This window comes from Longimicrobium sp., from assembly GCA_036389135.1.
Classification (GTDB): Bacteria; Gemmatimonadota; Gemmatimonadetes; order Longimicrobiales; family Longimicrobiaceae; genus Longimicrobium.
The window spans coordinates 1-16,810 of sequence record DASVQP010000039.1 but is presented as its reverse complement, the minus strand read 5'-3'; the positions used below and the strand labels follow the sequence as shown (position 1 = coordinate 16,810).

At 68.6% G+C, this 16,810-nt stretch carries 11 protein-coding genes and 19 tRNA genes; 3 read left to right on the top strand and 27 right to left on the bottom strand.

Features of this window, described 5'->3' with window-relative positions:
• Positions 1-224: 224 nt before the first annotated feature.
• The 6 genes from VF584_09700 to VF584_09675 form a co-directional block, all read right to left on the bottom strand.
• Positions 225-818, bottom strand: coding sequence for a hypothetical protein (locus tag VF584_09700; GenBank protein HEX8210435.1), 594 nt, complete (start codon positions 816-818; stop codon positions 225-227).
• Positions 815-2,077, bottom strand: a complete 1,263-nt coding sequence (locus tag VF584_09695) for a metallophosphoesterase (GenBank protein ID HEX8210434.1) — start codon at positions 2,075-2,077, stop codon at positions 815-817. Before VF584_09695 ends, VF584_09700 begins: the two co-directional genes overlap by 4 nt.
• A complete protein-coding gene (locus VF584_09690; GenBank protein ID HEX8210433.1) occupies positions 2,074-2,463 on the bottom strand; it encodes a hypothetical protein in 390 nt (129 codons plus the stop codon). The genes VF584_09695 and VF584_09690 overlap by 4 nt, the downstream gene beginning before the upstream one ends.
• An 8-nt stretch (positions 2,464-2,471) precedes the next feature.
• Positions 2,472-3,254, bottom strand: coding sequence for an FHA domain-containing protein (locus tag VF584_09685; GenBank protein HEX8210432.1), 783 nt, complete (start codon positions 3,252-3,254; stop codon positions 2,472-2,474).
• Positions 3,255-3,350: 96 nt separating this feature from the next.
• Complete coding sequence (locus VF584_09680; GenBank protein HEX8210431.1) at positions 3,351-4,727, bottom strand: protein kinase; 1,377 nt, start codon at positions 4,725-4,727, stop codon at positions 3,351-3,353.
• Between the two features lie 101 nt (positions 4,728-4,828).
• On the bottom strand, positions 4,829-5,551 hold the full coding sequence (locus VF584_09675) for a vWA domain-containing protein (GenBank protein HEX8210430.1): 723 nt from the start codon (positions 5,549-5,551) through the stop codon (positions 4,829-4,831).
• Positions 5,552-6,195: 644 nt separating this feature from the next.
• Here VF584_09675 and VF584_09670 point away from each other — a divergent pair.
• Both VF584_09670 and VF584_09665 read left to right on the top strand, forming a co-directional pair.
• On the top strand, positions 6,196-7,626 hold the full coding sequence (locus VF584_09670) for a multicopper oxidase family protein (GenBank protein ID HEX8210429.1): 1,431 nt from the start codon (positions 6,196-6,198) through the stop codon (positions 7,624-7,626).
• A 170-nt stretch (positions 7,627-7,796) separates the two neighbouring features.
• Positions 7,797-8,867, top strand: coding sequence for a c-type cytochrome (locus tag VF584_09665; GenBank protein ID HEX8210428.1), 1,071 nt, complete (start codon positions 7,797-7,799; stop codon positions 8,865-8,867).
• Between the two features lie 83 nt (positions 8,868-8,950).
• On the opposite strand, the gene VF584_09660 is transcribed toward VF584_09665, so the two are convergent.
• The 19 genes from VF584_09660 to VF584_09570 all read right to left on the bottom strand — a co-directional run bounded on the left by VF584_09660 (position 8,951) and on the right by VF584_09570 (position 10,842).
• Positions 8,951-9,033, bottom strand: a tRNA-Ser gene (locus tag VF584_09660).
• A gap of 15 nt (positions 9,034-9,048) precedes the next feature.
• Positions 9,049-9,122 (bottom strand) — tRNA-Pro (locus VF584_09655).
• A gap of 29 nt (positions 9,123-9,151) precedes the next feature.
• Positions 9,152-9,237 (bottom strand) — tRNA-Ser (locus tag VF584_09650).
• 10 nt (positions 9,238-9,247) lie between these two features.
• Positions 9,248-9,334, bottom strand: a tRNA-Ser gene (locus VF584_09645).
• A gap of 23 nt (positions 9,335-9,357) precedes the next feature.
• A tRNA-Gln gene (locus tag VF584_09640) sits at positions 9,358-9,430 on the bottom strand.
• 9 nt (positions 9,431-9,439) lie between these two features.
• A tRNA-Gly gene (locus tag VF584_09635) sits at positions 9,440-9,512 on the bottom strand.
• A gap of 41 nt (positions 9,513-9,553) precedes the next feature.
• Positions 9,554-9,625, bottom strand: a tRNA-Thr gene (locus tag VF584_09630).
• Positions 9,626-9,640: 15 nt separating this feature from the next.
• A tRNA-Ala gene (locus tag VF584_09625) sits at positions 9,641-9,713 on the bottom strand.
• 20 nt (positions 9,714-9,733) lie between these two features.
• Positions 9,734-9,807, bottom strand: a tRNA-Val gene (locus VF584_09620).
• 14 nt (positions 9,808-9,821) lie between these two features.
• Positions 9,822-9,905: transfer RNA gene (locus tag VF584_09615), tRNA-Tyr, on the bottom strand.
• Positions 9,906-9,921: 16 nt separating this feature from the next.
• A tRNA-Ala gene (locus VF584_09610) sits at positions 9,922-9,994 on the bottom strand.
• Between the two features lie 70 nt (positions 9,995-10,064).
• Positions 10,065-10,138 (bottom strand) — tRNA-Asp (locus tag VF584_09605).
• A 45-nt stretch (positions 10,139-10,183) separates the two neighbouring features.
• Positions 10,184-10,256 (bottom strand) — tRNA-Gly (locus VF584_09600).
• A gap of 7 nt (positions 10,257-10,263) precedes the next feature.
• A tRNA-Glu gene (locus VF584_09595) sits at positions 10,264-10,335 on the bottom strand.
• Positions 10,336-10,357: 22 nt separating this feature from the next.
• Positions 10,358-10,430 (bottom strand) — tRNA-Thr (locus VF584_09590).
• Positions 10,431-10,461: 31 nt separating this feature from the next.
• Positions 10,462-10,534, bottom strand: a tRNA-Glu gene (locus VF584_09585).
• A gap of 19 nt (positions 10,535-10,553) precedes the next feature.
• Positions 10,554-10,626 (bottom strand) — tRNA-Trp (locus VF584_09580).
• A gap of 25 nt (positions 10,627-10,651) precedes the next feature.
• Positions 10,652-10,724, bottom strand: a tRNA-Phe gene (locus VF584_09575).
• A gap of 44 nt (positions 10,725-10,768) precedes the next feature.
• Positions 10,769-10,842, bottom strand: a tRNA-Met gene (locus tag VF584_09570).
• A 240-nt stretch (positions 10,843-11,082) separates the two neighbouring features.
• On the opposite strand from VF584_09570, the gene VF584_09565 reads away from it, so the two are divergent.
• Complete coding sequence (locus tag VF584_09565) at positions 11,083-13,242, top strand: prolyl oligopeptidase family serine peptidase (GenBank protein HEX8210427.1); 2,160 nt, start codon at positions 11,083-11,085, stop codon at positions 13,240-13,242.
• Between the two features lie 224 nt (positions 13,243-13,466).
• On the opposite strand, the gene VF584_09560 is transcribed toward VF584_09565, so the two are convergent.
• Together VF584_09560 and leuS are read right to left on the bottom strand one after the other, a co-directional pair.
• Positions 13,467-14,075 carry a hypothetical protein gene (locus VF584_09560; GenBank protein HEX8210426.1) on the bottom strand — a complete coding sequence of 203 codons (609 nt, stop codon included), beginning with the start codon at positions 14,073-14,075 and terminating at the stop codon, positions 13,467-13,469.
• A gap of 205 nt (positions 14,076-14,280) precedes the next feature.
• On the bottom strand, positions 14,281-16,734 hold the full coding sequence (gene leuS / locus VF584_09555; GenBank protein ID HEX8210425.1) for a leucine--tRNA ligase: 2,454 nt from the start codon (positions 16,732-16,734) through the stop codon (positions 14,281-14,283).
• Positions 16,735-16,810 lie beyond the last annotated feature (76 nt).

Below are 16,810 nucleotides of genomic sequence, written 5' to 3'. Positions count from 1 at the left end.
AAGTCAAGGCGGAGTAGAAATCCATGTACAACATGTTTTCGGTGAATCCAACGATTTTGGATACGAAAGTCCAGCAATGGCGCCAATTCCGTCTCTCGCGTGTAGCTTTCACTGTCGAACGCCTACACAGAGACACAGAGGCAACAGAGAGAAAAGCAAGGCGGTGTCTCTGCGCCTTGCGGTTCCTCTCTGTGGCCTCTGTGTGATGCTTTTTCTTTGTTCGGCTACCGCACGCGGCGAGAGGTGCCCGCGAAGAGGATGCGGAGCGCGCCGATGGCACCGAAGAAGAGGCCCACGGCCCCGCCGATGAGGGCGCCGGAGATCAGCGGCCACACCAGGTCGCCTCGCTGGTTGTACGCGAACACTCCCCCCACGATCGCGCCCAGCACTCCGAACACGATCACGCTGCGGATCACCGCGAACGTCGCGCGGATCAGCCGCCCCGCCACGTCGGCGCCGGCCACGACGTACGGGCGCAGATCCTCCGCTCCTTCGCGCAGCACCTCGCGCGGATCGCGGCCGGGCTCGGGGGGCGGGATGTAAGGGCGCTCGGCGGGAACGCGTTCGGCGGGAGCGCGGCGGCGCCAGCGCGAGGGAGCGGGTGCGCGAGTGGGTGCAGGCGCAGGCGCCGGGCGCGAACGGCGCGCTTGCTCCTCCGCGGCGCAGCGGGGGCAGTCGGGGGAGTCGAGCCACCCCGTCTCCGCCCCGTGCAGGCGGCACCAGAAGCGCAGCGTGGTGCCGCACACCTCGCAGGGACCGCCTCGTGCGTCGTCGTTCTCCACGCCGCAGTTGGGGCAGCGCGCGACGACGCGGCTCATCCGCCCTCCTCCGCATCGCCCGGCTCCGGGTAGATCTCGCGGATCAGATCGGGCGGGATGAACAGCCGCCGCACCTCCGGAAGCTCGCCGCGTACCCAGCGCGCCACCACGGGAACCCGCTCGTACGGCCCAAACACCTCCCGCGGAAGCCGGTGCGACAGCGTGTTGATGGTGAGCGCGGGGTGCTCCGCCCACGCGGGAAAGGCCTCGAAGCGCTCCTCCACGTGGTCGTGGCCGCGCAGCATCCGGCTCACCGGTCGCCCCAGCCGCGTGGCCACCTGGCAGAAGGCTGCGAAGTCCTCGCGCCCGAACTCGCTCCCCCGCGTGGTGCGGTTGGGGATGCGCTTGCGGGCGCGCGGATGGGCGCGCAGCCACACGAAGTCCTGCAGCACGCGCGGGTCGTTCCAATCCCTGCACTCGGCCAGCACGGGGTGCAGGTCCGTGTGCGGGATCCCGCCGTGCGCCACCAGCAGCCCGTCCGGAAAGAAGAGCGCGCGCGGCGTCCGGCGGAAGAAATGCACGATCGTCCGCCCCAGCCGCTCCGCCCACGGGTGGCCGTCCGCGGAGGCCTGGTTCAGCCAGTCCGTGAAGTCGGACGGCAGGACGGTCGATTGAAAGCGCCCGTCCTCCCACTGCACCGCGTCGTCGTGGTTCCCCGTCACCACGGTCACGCGCATCGGCCCGTCCAGCAGCAGCTCGAAGACGCGCAGCACGACCTCGGCAGCGTGCACGCCGTCATCGAACAGGTCGCCCAGGAAGACGATGCGCGCATCCGCGCCGCCGCCGCTCCGGTCGATGTGCTGGAGCGCGGACTCCAGCGCCAGCAGGTCGCCGTGCAGGTCGCCCACGAACCACACCTCGCCCACCGGCCAGTCCTCGCCGATCAGCACGGCCCGGTCGTTCGGGCCCGCCGCGTACTCCTCGAAGGCGAGCCCCACCGGGCCGCCCCCCGCCAGCCGCTGCTCCATCCGCTGGATGATCCGCTCCGCGCGCTCTCGTGGGAACGGGGTGCTGACGGCGGCGCGGATGCCCTCCCAGTCCAGCTCCCGCACCTCCAGCACGTTCACCTGGCTCGTGGATCCCCCGAGTGCCGGGGCAGCGGCCTGTTCAGGCGCAGGCTGCGGCTCGGCGGCCGGAGCCGACGCGTCATCCGGCGGCGGCTCGGGAGCATGCGCGTCCTCGGGCACAAGCGAGGCGGCCGGCGGACTCTCGCCGGTTTCCGGCGCACCATCGGGGGGAAGATCGTCGCGCTGGATCACGGTTCGCTCTCGACGCGCAGCCGCAGCCGGGTCGGGCCAATGGAGATGATGGCGCCCTTCAAGAGCGGCGCCGGCGCGTCACCGAGCGCCGCGCCGTTGAGAAAGGTCGGATTTTTCGTCGCGGGAGCGGGGGAGATGCTCCAACCGCCCCGCACCAGGTCTCGCGCCACCAGGAACTGCGGGTCCGCCGCGTACACGTGGTCGCCGCCCGCGAAGCTCTCCAGCAGCCGCTTCCCGATGGCGGTGTCCACCCCCACACTCAGCTGCTTCGTGGTCTCCTCGGACACGAGCACGAGCTTCCCGGCGCGGGTGAAGCCGCACGCCTCGCAGCTGAGGGTGGCGTCGTCCTCGTGCACGAAGCCGCACTGGGGGCACTTCCACGCCATACGCCGTCTCAGCCCTGCCGGGCGGTGAGCGGCAGGCGTACGATCCCCTTCTCCACCCGGCCCACGGCGATCACGTCGCCATCGTGGAGCGGCCGGGGCGAAGTGATCGCCTCGCCGTTCAGCAGCGTCTCGTTGGTGGTGCCCTCACCCGGAACGATCTGCCAGGCGCCGTCCGGCCCGCGCTCCAGCACGCACTGCTCCGTGTCCCACACGTTCGACTCCTCTCCGAAGCGCCGCACGACGTGCTTCCCCAGCGGCGTCCTCACTCCCACCGTCATCGCCTGACCAGACGACGAGACGAGGTTGATGCGCTCGGACCGGAGCGCGCCGCCGGGGGGATCAGCCGGCAGCGTCGCGGGCGCCGCGGCGGGTGCTCCGGCCGAAGCATCGGCGGCGGGAGCGCTGGGCGGCGTAAGCGCCTCGGCGGCCGGTACTTCCGCGGGGGTTTCGGTGGTCGGCGGCTCCGCGGCCGGTGCTTCCGTCCCGGTTTCGGCGGGCGGCGCCTCCACGACTGTCCCTCCTTCGCCGGAGGCGGGCGGGGGTGCCGCGGGCGATTCGAGCGTCGCGTCGGCGCTGGCGGGCGGGGCGGCAGGCGGCGGCGAGATCAGCGTCGCGTCCGCATCTGGCGTTTCCGCGGACGCCGCTGGAGCCGCCCGCGCCGATTCGACGGGTGATGGAGCCGCACCCGCGGATGCGGTGCCTTCCTCTGGCGTCGCGCTCGCGGGGGGTGCCTCCTCCAGCGGAGTGGTCGATGCGGTCCCGTCTTCAGGTGTGCTCTTGCTCTCCGTCACGGTCGTCCTCCACATGCGGTCACGACTGGGTCGGCTCGATGGCGATCATCGCGCCCTCCTCCAGCGGCGGAGCCCCGCCGCGTTCTCTCTGGTCCCTCAGCCCGCTCGCGCGGTGAGCGGCAGCTTGGCGATTCCTTTGGCCGCACGCCCCACCGCGATCACGTCGCCTTCGCGCAGGTGGCGCGGGCCGGTGAGCGTCTGGCCGTTCAGCAGCGTCTCATTGGTCGTCCCCGGAACCGGCACGACCTGCCAGACCCCGTCTGCCCCGCGCTCCACCGCGCACTGCTCCGCGTCCCACACGTTGAAGTCGGCTCCGAACTGGCGGACGATGTGCTTCCCCAGCGGCGTGCGCGTCCCCATCGTCAGCACCTCCCCGGACTCCCCAACGAGCTGGATGCGTTCCGAGCGGATCGGCGCTCCGTCCCCTCCCGCCGCGGCAGGCGCTGGCGGAGTGGGTGCCGGCTGCGGAGCGGGCGGTGCTGGCGCAGGCGCGGCGGACGGCGCAGGCGCAACGGGCGCGGCGGACGGTGCGGGCGCCGTCTTCACCGCGATGCCGCCTGCACGCCCGGTGAGCACGTCGCGAACTTCGGCGGCGGTGGGGCGGTCCGCGGCGCGGGGAGCGAGGCAGCGATGCATCACCTCCGCAACGGCCTCGGCGCTGGCCGGGGCCGGCACCGCGCCACCGAGGACGGGGCGCTCGGCGGCGTGCGCCAGCGCCATCTTCGCGTACTCCGCCTGGTCGTCCGACCAGTAGGGATGGCGGCCGGTCAGGAGCTGGTAGAGGATCAGCCCGCAGGTGAATACGTCTGACGCGGCACCCGGCGTGGCGCCCGCCGTGAAGTGCTCGGGCGACCGGTAGTTGTCGGTCCCCACGTACCCCTGCTTCCCGTGCCAGGGCGCCGTCTGGTCCGTGAGGACAGAGAAGTCCACGTCGATCAGCTTCAGCTGGAAGCCGGCCGCGATGGAGGGGTCCTCGATCAGGAACGCGTTGTCCGGCTTCAGGTCCGCGTGGGCGACCTTGGCCTTGTGAAGCGTATCGATCCCGGACATCAGCACCTTGGCCCAGATCAGGTGCTGCTCCCAGAGCCGCGTGCTGAACGGGGCCGTGAGCAAGCGGCCGCCGTTCTCCTCCGCCTCCCGCTCAAAGATCCCGCCGAGGTCCGCGCCGTTCTCCACGAACTCGAAGACCTGGAAGTAGTTGCGCCCACCCCACACCGCCTCGAACGCGTCGATGGCGCGCACGCAGTAGTTGCGGGCGGGGCTCTCGGCGATGCGGCGGTTGAGCTCCTTCTGATAGCGCACGTAGTCGCGGTACCAGCCCACCGTCACCGCGGGCGACTTGTACTGCTTAAAGAAAACGCGCTGCCCTGCGCCGTCCACCGCGCCGTACGAGATGGCCATCGCCCCCGGCCCGAACACGTCGGTGATCCGGTACCCGTTGATCTCGTCGCCTACTTTTAGCTTCTTGGCCATCCGCCGGATCGGGAGAAGTGCCTGAGTCCTGAGTCCTAAGTGCTAAGTCCTAAGTGCCTATCAGCCCTAGCACTTAGCACTTAGCACTCAGCACTATCCGTTCAAAGCGCCACCGTCTCCGCCGACTTCGACACGCTCGCCGCGAGCTGCCGCAGCGTGTTCTTGAAGTTCGCCTGGTCGGTGGTGAACTTCACCAGCGCCTCCTGCGGGTTCATCCCGGGGTACGAGATCGCCTCCCACTCCGACTTGTCGATCTGGCTCAGCTCGTCGTAGCCGGGCATGTCGGGGGCGAAGAGGCTCAGGATGATGCGGTTGTTGATGACGGCGTTGGTCACGTCCTGCACGCCGCCGCCCTTTGCCTCCGGGATGGTCATCGCGGGCTTGAACGAAGCGTCGGTGAACACCACCACCACGCGCGCCGCGTCGCTGCGGTAGCGCCACTTGGTCGCGTCCAGGCTCTGCGCTCCCTTCTCCGTCTGGCCCATGTTGGCGACCTTGAAGAGCGCGTCCAGGAGCGACTCCGGCTCGTCGTCGCCGCCCTCCGCCGTCAGCCCCGCAAGCTGCGACCGGAGCGCCTCCACGTCGGTGACGAAGGGGTTGTCGATGAACGGCTGCGCGTCGTGGTCGAAATCGCGATAGCCCACCGCCTTGGCGCGCCAGTCGCGCACCGGCGACACGTTGTTCCCCTCCCCCTTGCTCAGCGACTCCACGAACGTCCCGATGTTCGCCTTGAGGGAATCGATCGCCGGGGCCATGCTCCCCGACACGTCGATCAGGAAGACGATGTCGGCGACGCCCCGCGTCTTGCTCTGCTGCTGGTCCATTTCGCTAGCCGTTCCGTCGAGGTCGTTGACGAGGTGCGGGCGAGCCCGCCGGGGTCCGTACCGCAAACGAAGCCCGCCGCCCATGCAGGTTTCAGTCCGACCGCGAGCAAGGGAGCTGGAGCGGTTTCGGCGGAGCACGTCGTCGACGGGCGATAGCTCCGCAGGCATGAACGCCGTGCAGGGCCCTTGCCTCGTCGGTCTCAGCGGAGATTCCTCCCGGACTGCTGAAAGATATCGACGTAGTACAATCGCGGTCTCGGACCTTTAGTAGGATTCATATTGGATCGTCAGTACGATCTGGATTGGATTGTTAGCAGGATTTGCATTGGGTCAGTAGAATCGCCACTTGGTTCTGCTGACCGGCTCGGGAGATCGAACCCGCCCGGGCCACGAGACGCGCTGACGCGCTGTGCCGTGCTGAGCGCGCCATGCCCGGCGCGGGGCACGCATGCTACAGTCTGGGGCACGGAGGCCCCGATTGGACGTAAAATAAAATCGGACATGGATTCGTAATTCCGTATCAGACGGGCACTTGCAGCGACTGCACCAAGCGGTATACGAAATGCTTGTCGTTGATGTTCTGTGGGGGCCCGATCCGGTTCGCATGCCGCTGCTCTCCGCCCCCTCTTCTCCGAAGAACTCCCATGCGCCCAGCATCCTCCCTCCTGCTTCTGCTCGCCGCTTCGGCTGCGCTCGTCGGCACGCCGCTCTCCTCCGCGGCGGCCAGCCACGGCGCTCTGCCAACGGGCGCGGACACGCTCCGCACTCCTCCCGCGCTGGCAGACGTCTCGCCGGCTCCGCGGAGGGTGGAGGTGAGCCTCACCGCCGCCCGGCTCCGCACCTCACTCGTGGCGGGGACCACCTCGGAGGTGTTCGCGTACAACGGCCAGATACCCGGCCCCACCCTGGAGCTGCGCGAGGGCGACCGGGTAATCGTGCACTTCCGCAACGACCTTCCCGAGCAGACCACGGTGCACTGGCACGGGCTGAACCTCCCCTTCGAGTCGGACGGCAGCCCGTTCCACCCGGTGGAGCCCGGAGAGACGCGGGACTACGCCTTCACCGTTCGGCCGGGGAGCGCCGGGACGTACTGGTACCATCCGCACCCCCATCACCGCACCGGCTACCAGGTGGCGAAGGGGCTTGCCGGCGCGGTCATCGTCCGGGCGGCCGACGATCCGCTCCCGGCCACCCTCACCGAGAAGCTGCTGATCCTCACCGACACCCGCCTGAAGCCCGATGGCTCCATAGACCTGCCGGACGGAGGCTCGCACGCGGGACTCGTGGACCGGGAGAACGGGCGCGAAGGCGAGCTGCTGTTCGTGAACGGACAGGTGCTGCCCACGCTCCGCATCCGTCCCGGAGAGGTGCAGCGGTGGAGGATCCTCAACGCCTCCGCGTCCCGCGTGTACCGGCTCGCGCTCCCGGGGCACAAGCTGACGCACGTGGGGAGCGACGGCGGCCTCTTCGAGCGGCCGGTGGAGGTGGATGAGATCGTGCTTGCGAGCGCGGAGCGCGCGGAGGTGCTCGTGCGCGGCACCGGAGCGCCCCGCACCCACGCGCAGCTGCAAGCGCTTCCCTACGACCGCTACATACCGCAGACGCGCCCCTCGGATTGGAACAAGGCGCGCCCCCTCCTCACACTCGAGTATGCCGGCCCCTCCGCCGTCGCACCCCGTATACCGGACCGGCTCCGCGCGGTCCCCGTGCTGGACGCCTCCCGTGCGGCGGCGACGCGTGTGATCTCGCTCAGCCAGGGGCTGATCAACGGCCGGGAGATGGACATGGCCCGCATCGACGTGAGCGCCACCCTGGGGGCCACGGAGATCTGGGAGGTCGAAAACCTGGTGGGGATGGACCACCCTTTCCACCTGCACGGCTTCCAGTTCCAGGTTCTGGAGCGGGACGGTGTTCCCGAGCCGTTCCGCTCCTGGAAGGACACGGTGAACGTCCCCAAGCACCAGACCGTGCGCTTCATCGTGCGCTACGAGAACTACCCCGGAAAATGGATGTTCCACTGCCACATCCTGGACCACGAGGACCACGGGATGATGGGCGTTCTGGAGGTTCGCTGACCACGGAGACGGATATGTCGCTCCACGCGCGTGGCGGGCTGTACTGTTTGGGATGGCTGGTCGCCGTGGCCTGCGCCGGACCGGTGCCGGGGGGTTCACGCCCGGGAGACACGGCCTCCCCGGGATCGTCCGGGAGGGGGATCCCCTTCGGCCCGGCTACGGAGGAGCAGGTGCAGCGTGGACGGCAGCTGGTGCTCGCGCGCGACTGCGGAGCGTGCCACGGCGGCGGCACCAACCCGACCTCGGCGGCGTGGCTGGCGGGGCGCCCCGGACCGGCGCCGTTCGACAGCGTGGGGCCCTTCAAGCTGTGGCCGCCGAACCTGACGCCGGACGCGCAGACGGGCTCGGGCCGCTACAGCGCGCGGCAGCTCTTCAACGCGCTGCGCTACGGACTGCGGCCCACCACGACGCCGGACGTGCAGGTCACGTCGGCGGTGCCGGGGGAGGGCGGTCACCCGGCGCGGCCGGACTACCTCTCCCCCGCCATGCCGTGGATGTACTGGCGCTTCATGACGGACCAGGAGCTGTGGGACATCGCGGCGTACCTCCAGCACGGCGTGCGGCCGGTGCGGCAGCAGGTGCCCGCCAGCGGCTCGCCGCCCGACCGCTGGGCGAGCGTGCTGGGTGCCGACAAGATCGGCACGCACGTCATGCCGCCCTTCCCCACCCAGCATGAGGAGCTGCGCCAGCCGGACCGGCGCGACGAGATCCTGCGCGGACGGGCGCTGGTAGCCTCCACCGCATGCAGCGGATGCCATGGCGGGGCCACGCATTCCGCGCAGGCGGGGTGGCTCGCCGGCGCGGGAACGGCTCCGGGAGCCCCCTTCGACGAGTTCCAGATCGGGCCGTTCCGCACGCGACCGCGCAACCTGACGCCCGACAACACCACCGGGATGGGACGGTTCAGCGAGCGGCAGATCTTCAACGCGCTTCGTTACGGCCTGCGCCCCGGCGAAACGCCGGACGTGGAGATCACCTCCACCGTCCGCGGAGAGGGCAACTTTCCGCGCAGCCCCAAGTACCTGGCCCCACCGATGCCGTGGCCCGCGTGGCGCCACCTGACGGACCAGCAGCTGCGCGACATGGCGGCCTACCTGAAGCACGGGGTCAAGCCGGTTCGCAACCGCGTGGCGGACAGCGAGGGCCCACCCGACTTCTGGGCCAGCGAGTACACCCCCCAGAAGATCGGCACGCACCCCGCCCCCGCCTTCCCCACCGCGCGCGAGGCGTTCCGGCCCTGACGCCACTCCGTGACACAAAAAAAACGAAGCCCCGCATGCGTAAAACGCATGCGGGGCTTCGTCTTGTCCTGCGGTACCACAAACGGAGGCGGAGGGACTCGAACCCCCAAAGGCTTGCGCCCGCCGCATTTCGAGTGCGGTGCCTTACCAATTAGACTACGCCTCCTGATCCTGCACACAGTCGGGACGGCCGGATTTGAACCGGCGACCCCTCGCTCCCGAAGCGAGTGCTCTACCGGGCTGAGCCACGTCCCGAAACTACCGACTGCCCTGCGACCACCGAGCGGACCGGGTGGGATTCGAACCCACGAGGGCTATTCACCCCACACGATTTCCAATCGTGCTCCTTAAGCCACTCGGACACCGGTCCAAACGCGGAGCGGAGAGGGCGGGATTCGAACCCGCGTCTGTCTTTTGGACAGGACGGTTTAGCAAACCGTTGGTTTTAGCCACTCACCCACCTCTCCAAACCCGCAACCGAAACCGAAAGTAGCCCCCCCAGGGATCGAACCTGGACTTTCCTGAGTCAGAGTCAGGCGTGTTGCCAATTACACCAGAGGGCTGCACACACAAGCGGGAGACGGGGCTCGAACCCGCGACCCTCAGCTTGGGAAGCTGATGCTCTACCAACTGAGCTACTCCCGCGACGGCCTACAAGCTAACGCCGGATCGGCGATTTGAACAAGAGCCACCGGTCGGGATTGAACCGACGACCGCTCGATTACGAATCGAGTGCTCTACCACTGAGCTACGGTGGCGCTCTCCCGTACCAATGGAGCTGAGGGGAATCGAACCCCTGACCTCTGCAGTGCGATTGCAGCGCTCTCCCATCTGAGCTACAGCCCCGCGTGTACCCAACTGCGCAGTGGGCGGTACAAGACTCGAACTTGTGACCTCCACGATGTCAACGTGGCGCTCTAACCAACTGAGCTAACCGCCCGATGCTGCCCGAAGTGGTGGGGGTAGGATTCGAACCTACGTAGGGCGAAGCCCGGCAGATTTACAGTCTGCTGCCATTAGCCACTCGGCCACCCCACCATGTACTCGCCTTCCATGGAGCCGAGGGGAATCGAACCCCTGACCTCTTGAATGCCATTCAAGCGCTCTCCCAACTGAGCTACGGCCCCGTGGTGCCCGCCCCCGGAGGGCGGGCGGACCAACCCGGATTTTCAAAAAGCGCTTCGCTTATCTTTCAAGCGGGGCCGACGGGACTCGAACCCGCGACCTCCGGAGTGACAGTCCGGCACTCTAACCGACTGAGCTACGGCCCCTTGGGAACTGCTTCCGGAGAACTCTCCTCTCCGGTCCTTCAACAGAGCGGGAAACCGGGCTCGAACCGGCGACCTCAACCTTGGCAAGGTTGCGCTCTACCAACTGAGCTATTCCCGCGTACCAGCGCTCCCACGGGGAATCGAACCCCGCTCTCAACCTTGAAAGGGTCGTGTCCTAACCGATAGACGATGGGAGCCGATCCCTATCAATTCCCTACAAGCTCGCGATGGGACTCGAACCCATGACCTCTTCCTTACCAAGGAAGTGCTCTGCCGGCTGAGCTACGCGAGCAACGCCCGGGTCCCGAGCTTGTCCGTCACAATACCGCTACGGGGATTCGAACCCCGGTTTGCGCCGTGAGAGGGCGCCGTCCTAGTCCCCTAGACGATAGCGGCGTATCGCATGGTGTCCGCACACGCCCGGAGGGAATCGAACCCCCAACCGCCGGTTTTGGAGACCGGTGCTCTACCAATTGAGCTACAGGCGTACAGACTTCACCTTCTCAACCCAGATGGCCAGGGAGGGAGTCGAACCCCCGACACTGCGATTTTCAGTCGCATGCTCTACCAACTGAGCTACCTGGCCCCGAACAAAAAACCGCCCGGCTTCGGCGGCGGGGTTTGGGGCTATAGCGGGGGCGGGATTCGAACCCGCGACCTTCGGGTTATGAGCCCGACGAGCTACCAGGCTGCTCCACCCCGCGACACAGAGCCACCAATCTAACCTGCCCCTCCCCCTCCGTCAACCCCCGTTTCCACCGCCGGAGCGGCGGCGCGGGACGGCCCGCCGGGGAGGGACAAACATATTCCGATTTCCCGGAAACGGAAGCCCTTGACAACAATCCGCCTCCGGTTAGCGCCCGCGGCCGGTTGCCGCCCCGGGAAAACATTCGTATCGTGGCACGATCACGCTCCACATTTCCCACGTTACCCCGATGGGAGCCATGAACCCAATCGTTCCGTCCCGCGCCGGCTGGGCGCTCGCGGCGGCGGCGCTACTCGCACCCGCGGCGGCGCACGCGCAGGGCCTGGAGTATCCGCAGACGCGCCGCGGCGAGCAGGTGGACGTCTACCACGGAACCAGCGTGGCGGACCCGTTCCGCTGGCTGGAGGACACCGACTCGCCCGAGACGCGCGCCTGGATCACCGCGCAGAACCGGCTGACGAGCTCGTACCTGGAGGCGATCCCGCAGCGGCGCCGCATCGAGCAGCGGCTGACGCAGCTCTGGAACTACGAGCGCAGCGGCACCCCGTTCAAGCGCGCGGGGCGCTACTTCTGGTGGAAGAACAACGGGCTGCAGAACCAGTCCGTGCTCTACACCGCCCCGTCGCTCGCCGCCACGCCGCGCGTGGTGCTGGACCCGAATCGCCTCTCGCAGGACGGCACGCTGGCCGTCTCCGCCACGTCGGTGAGCGAGGACGGGAAGCTGCTGGGGTACGGCGTGTCTTCCGGCGGATCGGACTGGCAGGAGCTGCGGGTGCGCGACGTGGCCACGGCGCGCGACCTCCCCGACCGCATCCAGTGGGTGAAGTTCTCGGGGATCAGCTGGACGCACGACGGGCGCGGCTTCTTCTACTCCCGCTACCCGCAGCCCACGGGGAACGCGCTCACCTCCACGGTGCGCAACCAGAAGCTGTACTACCACCGCCTGGGTACGCCGCAGTCCGCCGACGTGCTGGTGTACGAGCGCACGGACCAGCCGGACTGGGGCTTCGGCGGCTTCGTGACCGATGACGGACGCTACCTGGTGGTCAACGTCACCCAGGGGACGGACCGCCGCAACCGCGTGTACATCAAGGATCTGGGCACCGCCCGCACTCCGCGCCTCGGCGGGGAGATGGTGAAGCTGCTGGACGACTTCGACGCGGACTACAGCTACGTGGGGAACGACGGGCCCGTCTTCTTCTTCCAGACGGACCTGGAGGCGCCGCGCGGGCGGGTGATCTCCATCGACCTGCGCAACCCCGCGCGTGAACGCTGGCGCACCGTGGTCCCGCAGGCTGCGGACGCGATGAGCGGGGTGACGATGGCGGGCGGCCGCGTGGTCGCGCAGTACATGCACGACGTGGCCTCGCGCGTGCGCGTGTTCGAAAAGAGCGGCGCGCTGGTGCGCGACATCCAGCTTCCGGGGCTCGGCTCGCTGGGCGGCCTCTCCGGCGAGCCGGACGACCCGGAGATGTTCTACTCCTTTGCGTCGTACCTCAGCCCCAGCACGGTGTACCGCCACAACGTGCGCACCGGGGTCTCGTCGGTGCTGTGGGCGCCGCGCGTGGCCTTCGACGCCAGCCAGTACGAGACGCGGCAGCTCTTCTTCCAGAGCAAGGACGGCACGCGCGTCCCCATGTTCGTGACGCACCGCAAGGGGATGGCGCTGGACGGCAACAACCCGACGCTGCTGTACGGCTACGGTGGCTTCAACTCGGCCATGACGCCGGGGTTCGCCGCGAGCGTGGCGGTGTGGCTGGAGATGGGGGGCGTGTACGCGGTCGCCAACATCCGCGGCGGCAGCGAGTACGGCGAGGAGTGGCACGCCGCAGGGACGAAGGAGCGGAAGCAGAACGTCTTCGACGACTTCATCGGCGCGGCGGAGCACCTCATCGCGCAGAAGTACACGTCGCCGGCGAAGCTGGCCATCTCGGGCGGGTCCAACGGCGGGCTGCTGGTGGGCGCGGTGCTCAACCAGCGTCCGGAGCTGTTCGGCGCGGCGCTCCCCGCGGTGGGGGTGATGGACATGCTGCGCTTCCACAAGTTCACCATCGGCTGGGCCTGGACCTCGGACTACGGCTCGCCGGACGACGCGCAGCTCTTCCCGTCCATCTACGCCTACTCGCCACTGCACAACATCAAGCCGGGGACGCGCTACCCGGCCGTTCTGGTGACGACGGGCGACCACGACGACCGCGTGGTGCCGGGGCATTCGTTCAAGTACGCCGCCGCGCTGCAGGCCGCGCAGGCGGGCCCCGCGCCGGTCCTCATCCGCATCGAGACGCGCGGCGGCCACGGTGCCGGCAAGCCCACGCAGATGCAGATCGAGGAGGCGGCGGACCGGTGGGCGTTTCTGGCGAGGAATCTGGGGATGAACGGAAGTGCGTTAGTGCGTTAGTGCGGGCCCCCTCCCCCGCTCGTCACCTCGCGGCCCCTCTCCCAATAACTACCTGGGGGAGGGGCGCAGGGCTGGGTCTGTGCGGGTGGCTGGCATCGCGGGCCCTCTCCCGCGCGCTACTCGCTGCCCCTCGCCCAAACTGCTGGGAGAGGGGCCTTTGCCTGGGGCTGAGCTGGTGGCAGGGTTGGCACTGTGGGCACGACGCACTCACGCACTTGCGGTTCTCAGCACAGATACCGGCCCTCGTCCGCGAGCTCTTCCAGGAGACGGCCGGTGGCGTTTTCTTCTTCGGCGGCGTGGCGGAGGGCGGGGGTGGCGTGATGGCGTGCGCCGCAGGTGGTGCACGCCAGGTAGTGCTGCCGCCAGACCGCGATCTCACTCCAGTTGCCCGTGCACTCGGAGCGGACGTGGCGCAGGTGGAGGCGCTCGTCGACCGCGAGGCGCTCCTCCTCGGCTTCGGTGAAGGCTTCGAGCTGGGGTTCGAAGTGGCAGTGGAAGCAGGTGAGCGAGTGCGGCAGGTTGATGGCGGCGCCCCGCTGCAGCTCCAGCTCCTTGCCGCAACGGGGACAGAGCCCCGCGAACCAGCGCACCCGGTACTGGCGCGAGAACCAGATTGCCAGGTACGTCCCCGTCACGAAGCAGAGGACCGGCCACGGATAGTGCGGCGGCACCCAGAACGACACCGGCGCCACCCCCCAGAACGACGCCAGCGAGAGCAGCGACGCCACCACACGGAACGCGAACGGCCTGCGCCACAGCCCCAGCCGCGCCGGAGCGGGCGGGTACGCGCGCAGGATCAGGTGTACCGGCGGTGCCTGGAAGATGCTTCTCATGGGCCGCCCATGGGTGCGGTTTGCGGATCCTGTTCGAACATATATACGGCGGCCGGCGGGCACAACGAAGGGGAATGGGGAATGGGGAATGGGGAATGGGGAATGGGAATACGGCCGACGCGCACGAATGGACGCAAGCAACCCCTCCCCCAGGTAGTTATTGGGGGAGGGGTCGCGAGGTGACGAGCGGGGGAGGGGGCCCCTCTCAGCCCACCACCAGGTTCACCAGCCGGTCCGGCACGAAGATCACCTTTCGAACCTCCTTGCCCTCCGTGAACTTGCGCACGTTCTCGTCCGCGAGGGCGGCGGCGCGGGCGTCGGATTCGGCGATGCCGCGCGGCATGGGCATGCGCGCGCGTACCTTGCCGTTCACCTGCACCACGAACTCCACCGTGTCCGCCACGGTCTTCGCCGGGTCGTACGACGGCCACCCGGCTTCGTCCCAGAAGGAGTCCGTGTGGCCCGTCCGCTCCCACAGCTCCTCCGCCAGGTGCGGGGCGAAGGGGGCCACGAGGCGGACCAGCGGCTCGACCGCGGCGCGCTCGGGGGTGCGACCGCCGGCGCGGACGGCGTTGAGGTACTCCATCATCGCCGCGATGGCGGTGTTGTAGGAGAGGTCCTCCAGGTCGTCCGTCACCTTTTTGATGGTGGCGTGCAGCTTCTGCTCGACGGCCGGGTCCAGCTCGCGATCCTCCGCCGTGAGGACGCTGTCCCACAGGCGGTTGAGGAAGTTGAACGGCCCCACCAGCGCCGCGTCGCGGAAGTCGCCCCCCTCCTGGTACGGGCCCAGGAACATCAGGAACGTGCGAAAGGTGTCCGCGCCCCACTCCGCGATGTACTCGTCCGGCACCACCACGTTGCCCTTGGACTTGGACATCTTGGCGCCCTCGCGCACGATGTGGCCGTGCGCGCGGAAGCGGGTGAACGGCTCCTCGAAGTCCACGTGCCCCATGTCCTTGAGCGCCATCGTGATGAAGCGCGAGTACAGCAGGTGCAGCACCGCGTGCTCGTTGCCGCCGATGTAGCTGTGCACCGGGAGCCACGTCTTCGTGACCGCATCGTCGAACGGCACCGCCTCGTTCCCCGCGGAAGGGTAGCGCAGGAAGTACCACGACGAGTCCAGGAACGTGTCCGAGACGTCGGTCTCGCGGCGCGCGCGGCCGCCGCATGAGGGGCAGTCGGTGAGGTACCACTCCTCGTGGCGCGCCAGCGGGGAGACGCCCGACGCGTCCGGCTTGAAGTCCTCGATGGGCGGCAGCAGCACCGGGAGCTGGTCCTCGGGCACGGGCACGGTGCCGCAGTCGTCGCAGTACAGGATGGGGATGGGCGGACCCCAGTAGCGCTGGCGCGAGATCGTCCAGTCGTGCAGCCGGTAGTTGACGCGCGACGTCCCCGCCCCCTGCTGCGCGATGTGGGTGGTGATGGCCATCTTCCCCGTCTCCACCTCCAGCCCCGTGAAGCGGCCGGAGTTCACCAGGCGCCCCGTGCCCGTGTACGCGGCTTCCAGCGGGGTGTCGCCGTCCTCGCCCTCGCCGGCGACGACGCGGCGGATGGTGAGGCCGAACTTCTGCGCGAACTCGAAGTCGCGCTCGTCGTGGCCCGGCACGGCCATGATGGCGCCCGTGCCGTACTCCATCAGCACGTAGTCCGCGATCCAGACGGGGATCTCCTCGCCGTTGATCGGGTTGAGCGCGCGCGCGCCGGTGTCCACGCCCGTCTTGGTCTTGTCCGTCTTCTTGCGCGACACCAGGTCGGTGGCGGTCGCCTGGCGGCGGTACTCGTCCACCTCGGCGCGTTGCCCGTCCGTCGTGATGCGATCCACCAGCGGGTGCTCGGGGGCAAGCACCATGTAGGTGGCGCCAAAGAGCGTGTCCGGCCGCGTGGTGAAGACGGAGACGGCCATCGGCTCGCCCGCGTCCTGCCCCACGATGGGGAAGAGGATCTCCGCCCCGTCGCTGCGCCCGATCCAGTTCTCCTGCGCCTTTCGCGTTGTGTCAGACCAGTCGAGCTGCTTCAGGTTGTCCAGCAGCTTCCCCGCGTACTGCGTGATGCGAAAGAACCACTGGCTCAGGAAGCGCATCTCCACGGCAGTGCCGCAGCGCTCGCACTCGCCGCCCACCACCTGCTCGTTGGCGAGCACGGTGTTGCAGTTGGGGCACCAGTTGACCGCCGCCTCCTTCTTCTCCGCCAGGCCCGCCTTGTAGAGCTGCAAAAAGATCCACTGCGTCCAGCGGTAGTACTCCGGGCGCGTGGTGTCGACGGTGTGGTTCCAGTCGTACATGAAGCCCACGCGGCGCAGCTGCCTGGTGAAGCGCTCCACGTTGCGCGGGATCAGCTCGCCGGGGTGGATCCCCTGCTTGAGCGCGAAGTTCTCCGAGTGGATGCCGAACGCGTCGAAGCCGATCGGCTCGAAGACGTCGTACCCCTGCAGCCGCTTGAAGCGGCCAAAGATGTCGGCGCCGGTGAAGGCGTAGATGTTCCCCACGTGCAGCCCTTCGGCGGACGGGTACGGAAACATCATCAGGTTGTAGAAGGGGCGCGCGGCCGTGCGGAGCTCCTCCTCCGTCCACGTGTTGGTCCCCCGCTCGTCCCAGCGCGCCTGCCACTTCCGCTCGACCTCGGCGGGCTGATAGCTGCCGGTGATGTGTTCGCTGCTCATGGTCGGTCCCCTGAAAATCGGGCCGCCGCCGCGGGGGAGCTCCCCCCCGGCGGCGGCCTGTAGCCTGCTGCAAATC

Excerpts from the sequence above, each read along its gene's own strand:
- VF584_09700 (HEX8210435.1), bottom strand. The coding sequence starts at position 818 with ATGAGCCGCGTCGTCGCGCGCTGCCCCAACTGCGGCGTGGAGAACGAC.
- VF584_09560 (HEX8210426.1), bottom strand. The coding sequence starts at position 14,075 with ATGAGAAGCATCTTCCAGGCACCGCCGGTACACCTGATCCTGCGCGCG.
- leuS (HEX8210425.1), bottom strand. The coding sequence starts at position 16,734 with ATGAGCAGCGAACACATCACCGGCAGCTATCAGCCCGCCGAGGTCGAG.
- VF584_09670 (HEX8210429.1), top strand. The coding sequence starts at position 6,196 with ATGCGCCCAGCATCCTCCCTCCTGCTTCTGCTCGCCGCTTCGGCTGCG.
- VF584_09690 (HEX8210433.1), bottom strand. The coding sequence starts at position 2,463 with ATGGCGTGGAAGTGCCCCCAGTGCGGCTTCGTGCACGAGGACGACGCC.
- VF584_09565 (HEX8210427.1), top strand. The coding sequence starts at position 11,083 with ATGAACCCAATCGTTCCGTCCCGCGCCGGCTGGGCGCTCGCGGCGGCG.
- VF584_09680 (HEX8210431.1), bottom strand. The coding sequence starts at position 4,727 with ATGGCCAAGAAGCTAAAAGTAGGCGACGAGATCAACGGGTACCGGATC.
- VF584_09675 (HEX8210430.1), bottom strand. The coding sequence starts at position 5,551 with ATGGACCAGCAGCAGAGCAAGACGCGGGGCGTCGCCGACATCGTCTTC.